This window comes from Dokdonia sp. Asnod3-C12, from assembly GCF_045063975.1.
Lineage (GTDB): Bacteria > Bacteroidota > Bacteroidia > Flavobacteriales > Flavobacteriaceae > Dokdonia.
In genome coordinates this window covers 2,722,279-2,736,199 of the sequence record NZ_JBEFNY010000003.1, presented here as the reverse complement: position 1 = coordinate 2,736,199, position 13,921 = coordinate 2,722,279, and the positions used below count along the sequence as shown (strand labels likewise).

The 13,921-nt window shown below is 35.8% G+C and carries 10 protein-coding genes; 2 read left to right on the top strand and 8 right to left on the bottom strand.

Going from position 1 to position 13,921, the window contains the following annotated elements:
- Positions 1-69 precede the first annotated feature (69 nt).
- The 7 genes from ACJJVW_RS12405 to ACJJVW_RS12375 all read right to left on the bottom strand — a co-directional run bounded on the left by ACJJVW_RS12405 (position 70) and on the right by ACJJVW_RS12375 (position 9,062).
- Positions 70-1,584, bottom strand: a complete 1,515-nt coding sequence (locus ACJJVW_RS12405; RefSeq protein ID WP_405252212.1) for a carboxypeptidase regulatory-like domain-containing protein — start codon at positions 1,582-1,584, stop codon at positions 70-72.
- A 20-nt stretch (positions 1,585-1,604) separates the two neighbouring features.
- A complete protein-coding gene (locus ACJJVW_RS12400) occupies positions 1,605-3,029 on the bottom strand; it encodes a CsgG/HfaB family protein (RefSeq protein WP_298325608.1) in 1,425 nt (474 codons plus the stop codon).
- 16 nt (positions 3,030-3,045) lie between these two features.
- On the bottom strand, positions 3,046-3,450 hold the full coding sequence (locus ACJJVW_RS12395) for a curli assembly protein CsgF (protein WP_298325611.1): 405 nt from the start codon (positions 3,448-3,450) through the stop codon (positions 3,046-3,048).
- A gap of 1 nt (position 3,451) precedes the next feature.
- Positions 3,452-4,195: a CsgE family curli-type amyloid fiber assembly protein gene (locus ACJJVW_RS12390; RefSeq protein ID WP_405252210.1), complete on the bottom strand. Its 744-nt coding sequence runs from the start codon at positions 4,193-4,195 to the stop codon at positions 3,452-3,454.
- A gap of 43 nt (positions 4,196-4,238) precedes the next feature.
- Positions 4,239-4,790, bottom strand: a complete 552-nt coding sequence (locus tag ACJJVW_RS12385) for a hypothetical protein (RefSeq protein ID WP_298325616.1) — start codon at positions 4,788-4,790, stop codon at positions 4,239-4,241.
- Between the two features lie 148 nt (positions 4,791-4,938).
- Positions 4,939-6,468, bottom strand: a complete 1,530-nt coding sequence (locus ACJJVW_RS12380; protein ID WP_298325619.1) for a hypothetical protein — start codon at positions 6,466-6,468, stop codon at positions 4,939-4,941.
- Positions 6,469-6,878: 410 nt separating this feature from the next.
- On the bottom strand, positions 6,879-9,062 hold the full coding sequence (locus ACJJVW_RS12375; RefSeq protein ID WP_339848492.1) for a glutamine synthetase III: 2,184 nt from the start codon (positions 9,060-9,062) through the stop codon (positions 6,879-6,881).
- A gap of 309 nt (positions 9,063-9,371) precedes the next feature.
- Here ACJJVW_RS12375 and ACJJVW_RS12370 point away from each other — a divergent pair, with 309 nt between their 5' ends.
- Complete coding sequence (locus ACJJVW_RS12370) at positions 9,372-10,382, top strand: glutamine synthetase beta-grasp domain-containing protein (protein WP_405252207.1); 1,011 nt, start codon at positions 9,372-9,374, stop codon at positions 10,380-10,382.
- Between the two features lie 154 nt (positions 10,383-10,536).
- Here the strand turns inward: ACJJVW_RS12370 and ACJJVW_RS12365 are convergent, their stop codons facing one another.
- Positions 10,537-11,487: a calcium/sodium antiporter gene (locus ACJJVW_RS12365; protein WP_405252205.1), complete on the bottom strand. Its 951-nt coding sequence runs from the start codon at positions 11,485-11,487 to the stop codon at positions 10,537-10,539.
- A gap of 214 nt (positions 11,488-11,701) precedes the next feature.
- Here ACJJVW_RS12365 and ACJJVW_RS12360 point away from each other — a divergent pair, with 214 nt between their 5' ends.
- The gene (locus tag ACJJVW_RS12360; RefSeq protein WP_405225790.1) at positions 11,702-13,912 is read left to right on the top strand and encodes a RelA/SpoT family protein; all 2,211 of its coding nucleotides are present in this window, start codon (positions 11,702-11,704) and stop codon (positions 13,910-13,912) included.
- Positions 13,913-13,921 lie beyond the last annotated feature (9 nt).

The window sequence follows — 13,921 nt, the reverse complement described above, 5'->3', positions numbered from 1 at the left end:
ATGCGCTCTTTCGTATAAAATTCCTGTGAGTTTATATATTAATAAACAACTTACCATTGATCACCGTTATTATTCCCAATCTGGCATAAGAGAGTTTGTAAATAGTTCATCATTGTCATCAGAATCATTCAGAAAGGCGAGATATATTGAAGGTATTGCTCCTTGGTTATTTAAAACTCTTGTCAATATAATTCTCCCTTCGTCAGGAGAGTAACTAGGAAAAAGATCATTCTCCCCTGCTATTACCTCTGTCTCTACCACTGAGGTCTCTTGAGTATTTACATTATATTCAAAAATTCGACTTGTGAAAATTCTATAATCTCCATTTTCTGAGCCTGAAACATCACGCGCATAGAGGACTTTATCCATATTTGCAGTTACATCTATTCCCGAAACTGCACCGAGTTGATTTTCTAAAACTGTGTATAATAGTTGACCTGAGCTCTGAGAAATAGCAAATACTCTAACATTGTAACCGTCAACATCATTGGTTTTTAAAATAATAGTATCGGGATTGAATGACGAAACAGCTACATCAGATATTAATGACCCATCATTCGTTTGATATATTTGAGATAACCCACTACCATCATTATTAATAGCATATAGTTTGTCAAAGTTTGGATAATAAAATTTTTGTCCATTTTCAGCCCAAGTAAATTGTATACTTTCCTGTCTAAATCCAGCAACAGGAACCGTGGAAGTGATTTGTTGTTCATTTGCTCCAGCAAGACTCATTGTAAAAATTTGATTTTCTCCTCCTATAGTTCTTAGAAATGCAATTTTACCGACGTTGTTATTTCGCTTAGGTCGAAAACTATTTTTAGATTCATCTGTAAGCTGTAGAACATTTGCATCAGTGGTTTCATTAACCTCATCAGAATTTGCTCCAGAAAATATAACACTATTTCCGTCTATTCTTTTTATAAATAAGAAAGGATTATTTTGAGCAGAAAATGTAGTAAAAGAACTTATTCCTGAACTTACTGATTCATTAAGTTCATCTTTTGCAGAAACTTGCCAAAAATAATTGGTCTCAAGACTCAAATTATTTACTGTATAAGTAGTATCTCCCACTACTTGAAATTCTTCCATCTCATTTGTAGATCCATTTCTTAATTGAATTGTATAAGTAAGTTCATCGTCCTCAGGATCTATTGAATTCCATGCAAACTCAATTTCTAGTAACTCATCTATAGCCCCATCAAGAGGACTTAGAAGAATAGGTGTACTAGGAGCTCCATTTCCTGTATTTGAGAGCACTAATTCTATAGCAACTTCAGAATTTAGTCCTTCTAAAACTTCTACTCCCTCAAACTCCGTATTATAGTTATCTAATTCGGCTTCCACTGAATATGAATTAACAAGTACATTAGAAATACTAAATTTCCCTTCTTCATTTGTGAAAACGGTATTACTAGCAGGACTAGTAGAAACCTTTACATTATTTAATGGCTCGTTTGTGTCTTCTGCTGTAACAACTCCTGAGATTGACCCGAATACATCTGCCTCTATGGTATCTTCAGAACAACCTAAGAATAATAAAACTGCAAATGCGACTATTACTAAAAAGTACTTATTCATTATTGACATCTTTAAATTCTTCAATTTTCAATTACTAATGACTCATTATCTTTCTTCTTTTGACTTTTAAAATTTAGCCCGTATCTCAACCCAAAACCAAAATTATAGTAGAAATCATTGCGCTTACCTTGATCAATGAAATCAATATCATCATTAAGTAATACATTATGTTCGGCAAAAGCAGTGAAGCTCAATCTAGGTGAAAACTTGTATTGTAAACCTGCTCCGTATTGTAATTTTGGAAAAGTTTTACCAAGACCTAATCCATCTTGTGCAGAGTCTATTAAATCAACTACCAGACCAGGTCCTCCAAATATATATGGACCAAAATCATCTTTCGGCAATAAAAATATTCTTGCATTTAAATCTACACTACCCATAATATTTGAGTATGCGTCACCATTATTTAATTCAAAAACACTCCCAGAAAGACCAACACTAAATTTATCTGTAACATCTTGCTCTATGGTGAGTTTTGACATAAAACCAGGTTTATTTGGAGTTAAATCACCATCTATTAGGTTCACACCACCTTGAAGTGTAACATGAGTATCATACTCATCATTTACAAACATTCTATCATAAAGACCTGAACTTTCTTCTAACTCCTTTTCCTTCAAATAATTTTCAATGAGCTCTTCGTTTACTTCACGACCATCTTTTGCACTCCAATATTGATCAATGAGCCCCTCCATTATTAAATCGTGTACTGCCCGTTCTATTGCATCTTTTACAGCAATCTGAACAGGTTCATTTTGAGTAATTCCCGTTTCTGCCTCTAGCAATCGTTGAAACTTAACAAATCTAAAAAAGCTTGCGTCTAATGCCTGTGATAATATTGTTTTTGAAACATAAATTGTTTTTAAGATCTCACCATTACTTGTTGATACAGCTCTTAGATAAACAGTAATTCTATCTTGTCTGTATTTAGCAGATCCGCCTAACCCAAAATATCTAACGCCAAGACCTCCTGTAACTATATTAGTATCATAAGAAACTATACCTCCTTCTAGAAGTAATCCTGCATACAACAAAGGTGGTAAAGGAGGTTCATTGGGGTCTGAGTTTTTTATATACTCCTGTTTTGTGTTACGTATAATATTACGTTCTGTAGATAGATTACTTAAGTTCTCTCTTTCAATAGGTCTAAACCATCCAGAATCCTCAAGTGCTTTTATCAAAATAGTTGTTCCACCTTGAGTAACGGCTGTGCTAAAAGTACTTCCTGTTTCAATAGCTTTGAACTGGCCTGTTTGATCACTGAAATTATAAACTGCTACTTCTACAGGCAATGATGCTTCTGGAAGATCTAACAACTTTTTTGTAGTTTTAGAAAACTCCCCCACTCGAGCAGGCTGCTGGTCAAATTTCTGATTAAAATAAGCTCCACACGAAGACAATAAAAAGAAGCCAGTCACAAGTGTCAACTTTTGTAAAATTCTCATAAACATTCAGTTAATTCTAGTTAGGTACTACTATTTGCGTTTCTTCACCATTATTGGTGTCCAAAATATTTATAACTAATCCCTCAAAGGTTTCAAACACCTCTACATTGAGCGATCCAAATGTAAAAGTTCCCTCTTCAGTAATATTTAAAGCGTTTAGTTGTGCCTGGCTTAGCTGACTCTCAATAGCATTTAATAAATTCCTATTAAGCTCTCTACCAAATTGTTGTAACTCTGACAACTCCTCTTGCTCATCAACAGGTTCCGAAAGGCTATTTTGTAATGTTACAGAAGTTATAATCTGCTGATAATTAAAAGTATCTCCTCCAAAAAAAGGGCTTATAGGTTTATAAGAAAATTGTTGTGCTTTAGCGAAAGCAGAAACTCCTACTGCCATGAATAAAAAAAGTAGTATTCTCATATCAATATTGTATTTTTTGATCCTTTTGTTGTTCTAAAACTTGCAATAACTTACCTACTCTACTAATTGTAATCTGTGCCTGCTCTTCCAAAAATTTACGCTGAGGTTGAGAGAAAAATTTCCATACAATCTGATTGTTAATCTTAACTGTTATTAATGTTGTTCTTGATCTACCAGGCACTTCTTCGATGATAATATCTTTAGGTGACTTGATAGATTTATTAAAGTATAACGAGTAGAAATATTTAAAAAAATCTCTCCCCGCTTTTGTAATTGTTTTTTGGATTACTAACCCCTCTATGACAAAGCCATCTTGCGGTTTTGCTTGATCATTCGATCTAAAAAGATCCATCTTAGGTAGTTGGATATCAATTTCCGAAAGACTCCCATTTTCTAGAACTATTCGATCTTTACCTAAAGGTTTACCATCTTTATCAAAAATGAGTAATGCGAGTACTGTTTTATTTGTAACCGCATTTCCCAAAACCAACGTTTGCAATACCTTTTTCTCATACGGCTTTAAAACAAAACGTTGTTTATCACTATCCTTTTGTATAGTACCATCATCTTGTGTTTTGAAAATCAAAAATTCATATTCAAGAGGTAACTCGACAGGTGTTTTATTTTCTGCTAATGCATAAAACTTCAAAAACTCGCTATTTCTTTCTATTCTTACTGATGCAGCTACTTCTTTATTATAATATTGCGCCTGCATCCCTAAGGATGAAAAGAAAAACAGTAACATAAGCTTCTTAAACAACTTCAAAATTATCTCTGTATTTAAAATTTTAATTATCTGGTGTTCCGTTAGTACTACTTCTAATTATTAATGATGGTGATGCTGCTGTTTGAATAAATTGTAATGATTCTGTAAGGCTATTAGAACCTAATCTTTGAAAATTGAGATTATTTCCTTGTTGCTCTAGATCTAATGAAATATTTGCTGTTCTGTCTTGAACAATATCAAATACTACATTTCTATTACCCTCCTGTTTAATATCTGTGATTACAGTTTCAACATTATAATTCAAACCCGTAAAGTTAAAGTCTCCATTTTGCTCTATATTTACTTCACTTGCTCTACTTTTTACATTTAACAACGCAGCATTAAAGTCTCCTATTTGCGTAATAAAAACACTATTTCCCTGAATTGTAGCATTCCTAGTATTCTTTGCAGTACCTATTCCAAAATCACCAAGAGCAGCTTTTGTTACAATATCTTTCTCTACAAGTTCTACGTTTGTGAGTTTAGTAGTTCCTTTAATATCCTCATTATAGGTTTGTGCATTTACAGAAATCATCGTAAAAAAAAACACAAAACACATTATATATAATTTCATAATACTATCATATTAAGTTAATTCAGATAAAATATTTAAAAAAACAGTGGACATACTTGATATCAAGTATGTCCAAGTTTTTATTAATTTAGATGTAAATCATTATTTTGTAATAAAAATGACCCAATCTAAAATTCAATCAATTGATTTATAGACCTGAACCAGATCTAGCTCTTGCTGGAGCAGCCATAGCAGCTCTTGTAACCATATTAGCAGTTTGAGAAGTTCCTATAGCAGGTAAGATTCCTGAGAAACCTGTAGTTTGGAAAACATCAAGTGTATTTCCTCCATCAGGAAGTCCTCCTGGTACATTTTGCTCAGCTTTCCAGCTTTGTCCTATGTCTCCATCTTGACGAACAACGATAGTGTTCATATCTCCTCTTTGTGCAGTTTCTAAAGCGTTAAAATCTCCTGTTTGAAGTGCATCAACAACGTGATCTTTTCCTCTTTGAGTAGAAATAGCGTAGTTGTTTGTTCCTTGCTGATCGATTGTGATATCGTTACGACGGCCATTTTGACCAGTCGCTACATAGTTATCGTCTCCAGTTTGGTTTTGAACTACAGAGTTACCACGACCTGTTGGTGATCCAAAAATGTTTTGAAATACATAAGCTTCGTTCCCTACACCGTCTTGATTTTGCTCAGAATAATCTCCGTTAGTATCACTAGTACCATCCCCAAATTGATGAGTCTCAGCTAAATTGCTATTTCCTTCTTGTACTTGGATAGCTTTACTCCAACTTGAAACTTGACTTTCAATACCGTTAGAGATATCGTCTACACCGTTTACAGCAGTAAACTGAGCTGCAGTGTTAGCATCATCTAAAAGGATATTACTACCTTGATTAACTAATGCCTCATTTCCTAAAACGTTATCATCCGTAGTCTGAGTTTGATTTGACATGTTGTTATTACCTTCTTGGAAAAGTCTTGCATAATTACGTCCAGAAGTACCGTCAGAAAGTTGATTAATAGTTCCTTGATTATCCACACCTACTTGCTCAGAAAGCGCTTCTTGACCTAAGCTGTTTTCTGGATCTGCTTGTTGCTTAATTTCAACCGCATTGTTTGTACCACTTTGTAGCGCTAATGCATCACTGTTATCCCAAGTTTGTAAAATTCTAGCAGAGTTATCATTACCTCTTTGATCTACACCTGCATAATTGTTTTCTGCATTTTGAGCAGTACCTTGTTGAATATCTGCAGAGTTTCCTGTTGTTCCTGCTACCGAGTTTTCTTGATATACTTGAGCATCATTAAAATCTCCTTGTTGCTCAATGCGGGTATCATTCTGATCACCCACTTGATTTGCTTGTGCATCATTATCAATGGCGCTTATGAAGAAACCTCCGTTGTTAGTGTTACCTGTTTGACGCATAGAAACAAGGTTTCCATCACCGTCTTGAGTTGCATACATAGAGTTTAAATCACCAGCCTGACGAGCTCGTACCAAGTTATTATTGCCGTTTTGTGTAGAATAACCAGTATTAGGTCCTATTCCAAAAGCTTGTGGTAATGCGTCGGCAGTTTCAATAGTTGCCGAACTAGTTAATGGAAAACCTGCCGTTACTAGTACTGGAGTGTCCTGGAAATTTGCCTCAGTCGCCTCTGTGGTTGTCTGCCCCAAAGCAACTGCTCCGATCATAAGTGCCGCGGCACTAAAAATTACTTTTTTCATAATAATTGAGTTTAAGTTAATAATATATAAATGGTTAATAAATACATATTTATAAGACACAACAAATCATCGTCATTGTCATCGCAATTGCGTCTTTTAATCTATTATTACGGGGGAGTAAGTATTACAAAGGGGGAAGATAGTGGCTGTAATACGAGTACTAAATTAGGGAAATCTATCTCTCTTCCAAGAAGTTACCAGCTGTTTTCGATGAAACGTTATGGTATTTTTAACATTTTTTGGTTAGCACTAGTGTTTACAGTGTCTAAGCACGTAGGGGTAAACACCCCTTTATAGGTGCAGCTATATTAGAATCAGATTTTTCTTACGAGTACGCTGACTATAAGAAACTTACAGTCGTCTTATACTTGTACATTATAAAGCCTTGCGACTTAAATTAAAAACATCCCTTAATTTACGAAGAGTAATTCTCTATATTTTGGTAAAGGCCATAACTCATCTTCTACTAAAAGTTCTAGCTTGTCACAATCTCTTCTTATCTGTTCAAAAAATGGTTTCACTTTCGCAGCATAACTGCCTGCCTTGTCTTTAAGGTCAAGTGCATTTGCTTCTTTTCGAGCATTTATCATTTCCGTTATGAGACTATTAATACTAGCGGTATGTTCTGAGATTGATTTAATAATGGTTGTTTGCGCTTTCGCGAAAGCGGTAAAATGTTCACCATATATTTCTTTCAAACCTCTTACATTGTCTATCAAAACATTTTGATACCTCAAAGCTGTAGGAATAATATGATTACGAGCTACATCACCCAGCACACGGCTTTCTATTTGTATGCGCTTAACATATTCTTCTAGTTCAATCTCGTAACGCGCTTGAATCTCAACATTGTTCATAATACCCAAAGACTCAAATAATACTACTGTACTTTTACTTATACGAGCTTCAAGAGCAGAAACTGTAGTCTTATTATTGCTAAGCTTGCGCTTTTTTGCTTCTTTTTCCCAAGAAGCTCCATAGCCATCTCCTTCAAATCTTATTTTCTTACTGTCCTTTATATACTCTCTAAGGATATTAAAGATAGCATCGTCCTTTTTCATGTCCTTATTATCTATGAGAGCATCTACCTCCTTTTTAAATGCAATAAGCTGCTGCGCCACGATTGCGTTAAGAACCGTCATAGGGTTTGCACAGTTTGCAGTAGCACCTACGGCTCTAAACTCAAATTTATTTCCAGTAAATGCAAAAGGTGAAGTACGATTGCGATCTGTATTATCAAGTAAAATCTCTGGAATCTTACCTATTACATTGAGTTTAAGATCGGTTTTTTCTTGTGGAGATAATTTTCCATCTGTTACTTTTTCTAATTCGTCCAGTACCTGAGTAAGCTGCGAACCTATAAATACAGATATAATGGCTGGTGGTGCTTCATTTGCACCAAGGCGGTAATCATTACCCGCACTAGCAATAGAAGCTCTAAGCAAAGCTTCATGTTCATGAACCGCTTTAATAGTATTTACAAAAAAGGTGAGGAATTGTAAATTTTTCATCGGAGTACTTCCTGGGCTTAGTAGGTTTACTCCAGTATCTGTAGCTAGTGACCAGTTATTATGTTTTCCGCTACCATTTATATTCTCAAATGGTTTCTCATGAAAGAGTACCTTAAAGTGATGACGTTGCGCTACTTTTTGCATTACATCCATGAGTAATGCATTATGATCTACCGCTAGATTTGCTTCTTCAAAAATAGGAGCCATCTCAAACTGATTAGGCGCTACTTCATTATGTCGTGTCTTTAAAGGAATACCAAGTAACAAGCATTCTTGCTCTAACTCCTTTAAATATGCCAGCACTCTGATAGGAATAGATCCAAAGTAATGGTCATCTAGTTGCTGTCCTTTTGCAGCTGCATGACCTAGTAATGTTCTCCCTGTAAGCATCAAGTCTGGTCTCGCAGCTGCTAGTGATGCATCTATGAGGAAAAATTCTTGCTCCCACCCTAAGGTAGCTGTCACTTTATTTACATTTTTATTAAAATATTGAGCGACTGCTGTGGCAGCTTGATCAATAGTATTAAGGGCTTTTAATAAAGGTGTCTTATAATCAAGTGCTTCTCCTGTGTATGCCACAAAAACCGTTGGAATACATAAAGTATTGTCATATATAAATGCTGGAGAAGTAGGATCCCAAGCGGTATATCCTCTTGCTTCAAAAGTGTTGCGTATTCCTCCATTAGGAAAACTACTTGCATCTGGCTCTTGCTGTGCTAGCTGCCCACCGTCAAATTTATCAATAACATGACCATCTGTTGTAATTTCGAAAAAAGCATCATGCTTCTCTGCCGTGGCACCTGTGAGCGGTTGAAACCAATGCGTGTAATGAGTAGCTCCTTTATCAAGTGCCCAAGATTTCATTCCTGTAGCAATGGCATCTGCGGTGATGCGATCTATATTATCTCCTTTTCGTATCGCTGTCTGCACACTGTCTATGGTAGATTTAGACAAGAATTGACGCATAGCTTGCTCTCCAAATACGTTAGACTTAAATAATGAAGACGGTCTTCCTAAGGATTCAAAAGTTACGGCTGGTCTATGCTGCACATCATGCAAAGCTTTAAAACGAATTTTTGACATAATTGATCTTACATTATTACGGTAACAATATTTTCTACCAAACTAGAGACGAACTATTGTAACACAATGATTATTAATATTTTATAAGATGTTCATTCATAGCTCTTGCTAAAAACCCAATAACACCCCTAAACTAGGGCACAAATATAAGGGAAATATAAAAATTATAGCCAAATATTACATACCCCCTAAAATTTGAGGGGTTGTTCATAAAAATCAATATTTTTTAATAACTAAGCCCTAAAATACCAATTGCCTTTTAAAATTATTTTATATTTGTCTTCGTTAACTAAAACATTAAATGCTATTATGAGTAAGTCAAAACTAGAATACATTTGGTTAGACGGGTACACACCCACACAAAATATGAGAAGCAAGACTAAAGTTGTAAACGACTTTAGCGGAAAATTAGAAGACTGTCCTATATGGTCTTTTGATGGGTCTTCTACTAAGCAAGCATCTGGAGGAGCTTCAGACTGTCTTCTAAAGCCAGTAGCTATCTACCCAGATCCACAACGTACTGATGGATTCTTAGTAATGACAGAAGTGCTAAGTGCAGATGGTACACCACATGCATCAAACCACAGAGCAAAAATAGATGATGATGATAATGATTTCTGGTTCGGTTTTGAGCAAGAATACTTTATCATGGATAGAGAAACTCAACTACCTTTAGGTTTCCCAATAGGTGGATATCCAGGACCACAAGGAATGTATTACTGTTCTGTAGGAGGTCGCCATACACACGGTCGTGATTTTGTAGAAGAGCACGCAGATCTTTGTATCGAGGCTGGTCTTAACTTTGAAGGAATTAACCAAGAGGTTGCTTCTGGACAATGGGAATACCAACTATTTGCAAAAGGTGCAAAAAAAGCTGGAGATGAGATCTGGGTATCACGTTACCTTCTAGATCGTCTTACTGAGCAGTACGGATGGTACATTGAGTATCACCCTAAACCAGTAAAAGGAGATTGGAATGGATCTGGTATGCACGCAAATTTCTCAAATACAACACTAAGAACTTGTGGATCTGAGGAAACTTACAATAAGATTTGTGAAGCATTCCGTCCAGTAACAAAAGAACACATTAAAGCATACGGAGCTCACAATGAAGAGCGCCTTACAGGAGATCACGAGACTGCTTCTATTACAGATTTCTCTTATGGAGTGTCAGATCGTGGAGCATCATTACGTATTCCTATTATCACTGTAGAGCAAGGATGGAAAGGATGGTTAGAAGATCGTCGTCCAGCTTCAAACGCAGATCCATATCGCGTAGCAGGTCGTATTATCGAAACTGTAAAAACTGCAAAGGTTTAATTCTGATTTATATATAAATGTAAAAATGCTCAACTTAGGTTGAGCATTTTTTTTGTGTTACGCTTTCGCGAAAGCATACTTAAAATCATTTATAAACATCTAGATAGACGACTAGAATATTGAGAACCTAATCGTATTCTAAAAAAGGCATTAGCTATGCTGCAAATGCAAGCGCTATAAACAATATATAAGCTCCTACAAGCACTAAGCCTTTAATTCTCCCTATCTGTAGTTTTGTAGGTATAAATGCAAGTGGCAATAATATGGCTGCAAAACCTATCATCCAGTAAATGTTAGTGCCTAAAATAGCATCATCTACAACGTTAATATCCTTAATAAGCGATGTTATCCCAAGTACTGAGGCAATATTAAAAATATTAGACCCTATCAAGTTTCCTAAAGAAATAGCTTTTTCTTTCTTTAATGCCGCAATTACAGATGCCGCAAGTTCTGGAACACTAGTACCTATTGCGATAACAGTAACAGAAATAGCATACTCGCTTATACCAACAGCCGTTGCAAGCTCTTTTGCTCCAGAGACAAGCCACTCAGAACCAAAATATAATGCCGCACCACCTATAAGAAGCCAGAGAATTATTTTAAAATAAGATGCTTGTCCTAAACCCTCGTCTACGCCATCACTTTCTTCTAGGGCTGCACTTTTTCTAGCTCTACGCAATAAGAAATATAAATAAACACCAAGTGCTGTAAGTAGTCCTCCACCTTCGGTAGCGGTGAGTTTTCCATCATTTGAGAGTAAGAAAAACAAGGCTACAGAAAAGAACATCATCACTGGCCAGTTAAAACGGTAAAAATCACGATCTATCGCAAGTGCCGAAATCACTGCAGTGATACCTAAAACGAGACCTATGTTTGCAATATTAGACCCAATTACATTACCTAGCGCAATATCAGAACTACCGTCTAATGCTGCTTGAACACTCACCAACAACTCTGGTGCAGAGGTTGCAAATGATACAACTGTGAGACCTATTACCATCTTAGAAAGATTGAGTTTAAATGACAATCCTACAGATGCCCTTACTAAGAACTCACCTCCTACTACTAGTAATACTAAGCCCACTAGGATATAAAAAATACTCATAAATTCTAATTTTAAAGGCGAAGATAAGAATTAACAGTCATGTGTACTGAGAATAAACAAGAGGCGATAGTGGTAATGTTAGTAAGCTTTCGCGAAAGCGTTATAAAAAAATAAACTCCATATATCTTAAAAAGACATCGTTACATAAATCCTCACAAGATGTTGTTATTATATATTGTTCATTTATGAGAAAATGGTACATTTAAGATATCATATGGAATTAACGACAGAATTTATAGAGGCAGAGAATAAGGAGCTGACAAGACAGTACAAAAAACTGTTGCGCATAAGCTATCAAACCTTATCAGAGGATGATAAAAAAATGATACGCAAAGCATTTGACGTAGCTGTAGATGCTCACAAATCACAACGTCGAAAATCTGGCGAAGCATACATCTTTCATCCAGTTGCCGTGGCACAGATTGTTGCTAGCGAGATAGGCCTTGACGCTACATCAATTGCTAGTGCATTGCTTCATGATGTGGTAGAGGATACAGATTACACTTTATCTGATCTTGAGCAAATGTTTGGAGAGACTGTCGCTCGTATTGTAGATGGCCTTACTAAAATATCCAGCTTAAAAAAGGATAGAGATGTGTCATTACAAGCAGAGAATTTTAGAAAAATGCTGCTTACTATTAATGATGATCCACGGGTAATCATAATAAAAATAGCAGACCGCCTCCATAATATGCAGACCATGGATTCCATGCGTCCAGATAAGCAATCAAAAATAGCAAGTGAGACTCTTTATATATATGCGCCTCTAGCTCATAGAATGGGGCTATATAATATAAAGACAGAACTTGAAGATTTAAGTTTAAAATATACCGAACCAGAAGTTTACAAAGATCTTTCTGGTAAAATCACAGAGAGCAAAGCACAGCAAGACGATTACATTAAGGAATTTAAAAAAGTTATAGAAGACTCTCTAGACGAAGAAGGACTAAATTATCAAATCAAAGGACGTCCAAAATCGATATACAGTATAAGGCGTAAGATTCTTGCGCAAGGAGTCACTTTTGAAGAGGTGTATGACAAGTTTGCGATACGTATCATCTATAAGAGTGATAAGGCTAATGAAAAATTCTTAGCCTGGAAAATATATTCTATCGTTACAGATCACTTTAGACCTAACCCTACTCGTTTGCGAGACTGGATTTCTTCTCCTAAGACTACGGGTTATGAAGCTCTGCACATTACAGTAATGGGTCTTAAAGGACGATGGGTAGAAGTACAGATACGTTCTGAACGAATGAATGAAATAGCCGAAAAGGGATATGCAGCTCACTTCAAGTATAAACAAGGAAACGACGGAGATTCTACACTAGACGACTGGATTAATAAACTGCAAGAAGCGCTAGAAAATCCTGATCAAAACGCTGTGGATTTTGTTGAAAACTTCAAACTCAATCTATACAATAAGGAAATCTTTGTATTTACCCCGCAAGGAGAACTCAAGTCTCTCCCTAAAGGTGCAACTCCGCTAGATTTTGCTTTTAGTGTACATACAGAAATAGGATTACACACTCGCGGGTCAAGAGTAAATGGTAGACTTGTGCCGCTAAGTCATGAACTTAAAAGTGGTGATCAGGTAGAAATCATCACATCAGAATCTGCGCATCCTACAAATAACTGGCTTGACTATGCCACAACAGCAAGAGCGCGAGCTAAGATAAAATCATCTCTCAAAGATGAAAAGAAAGAACTTGCAGATGATGGAAAGGCTATCTTGAATCGTAAACTTAAATCTCAGAAAATACCTCTTAACGAGAAAACTATAAACGAACTAGTCTCGTACTTCAAGTTAAACACTAGTCTTGATTTATTTTATCGCATAGGTAACGGAACCATAGACAACAAAATGATAAAAGAGTTTGCCGCACAACGCAGCAATGCTTTGATGTCATTTATAAAAAGTAAAATACGCAAGCCTAATAGTCCGCCAGATGTTCATAAAGATGAGATTACCAATAATTATGACTCATTAGTTTTTGGCCCAGAAGATCAAAAACTCGATTATTCATTTGCAAAGTGTTGTAGCCCGATACCTGGCGATCCAGTTTTTGGGTTTACCACTATAAACGACGGCATTAAGGTGCATAAAAATAATTGCCCTAATGCAATCTCGATGAGAAGTAATTATGCCTATAGAATTATTAAGGCAAAATGGGTAGACTCATCAGACACTGGTTATCAAACAGACATTATACTTACAGGTATTGATAACTTAGGACTTGTAAATACAGTAACGGCAGAGATTTCAAAGCACCAGCACGTAGAAATAAAGGGTATAAATTTCACTACGCAAGGAGGTGTTTTTAAAGGGAAAATAACGGTACTAGTGAGAAACAATGAATTGTTGAAAACCTTGATAGAAAATCTTAAAAAAATAGACGGTATCGACCAAGTGACTCGAGTATAAATCCGTAAA

Coding starts and splice junctions, on each gene's coding strand:
- ACJJVW_RS12405 (WP_405252212.1), bottom strand. CDS start 1,584: ATGAATAAGTACTTTTTAGTAATAGTCGCATTTGCAGTTTTATTATTC.
- ACJJVW_RS12400 (WP_298325608.1), bottom strand. CDS start 3,029: ATGAGAATTTTACAAAAGTTGACACTTGTGACTGGCTTCTTTTTATTG.
- ACJJVW_RS12395 (WP_298325611.1), bottom strand. CDS start 3,450: ATGAGAATACTACTTTTTTTATTCATGGCAGTAGGAGTTTCTGCTTTC.
- ACJJVW_RS12390 (WP_405252210.1), bottom strand. CDS start 4,195: ATGTTACTGTTTTTCTTTTCATCCTTAGGGATGCAGGCGCAATATTAT.
- ACJJVW_RS12385 (WP_298325616.1), bottom strand. CDS start 4,790: ATGAAATTATATATAATGTGTTTTGTGTTTTTTTTTACGATGATTTCT.
- ACJJVW_RS12380 (WP_298325619.1), bottom strand. CDS start 6,468: ATGAAAAAAGTAATTTTTAGTGCCGCGGCACTTATGATCGGAGCAGTT.
- ACJJVW_RS12375 (WP_339848492.1), bottom strand. CDS start 9,062: ATGTCAAAAATTCGTTTTAAAGCTTTGCATGATGTGCAGCATAGACCA.
- ACJJVW_RS12370 (WP_405252207.1), top strand. CDS start 9,372: ATGAGTAAGTCAAAACTAGAATACATTTGGTTAGACGGGTACACACCC.
- ACJJVW_RS12365 (WP_405252205.1), bottom strand. CDS start 11,487: ATGAGTATTTTTTATATCCTAGTGGGCTTAGTATTACTAGTAGTAGGA.
- ACJJVW_RS12360 (WP_405225790.1), top strand. CDS start 11,702: ATGGAATTAACGACAGAATTTATAGAGGCAGAGAATAAGGAGCTGACA.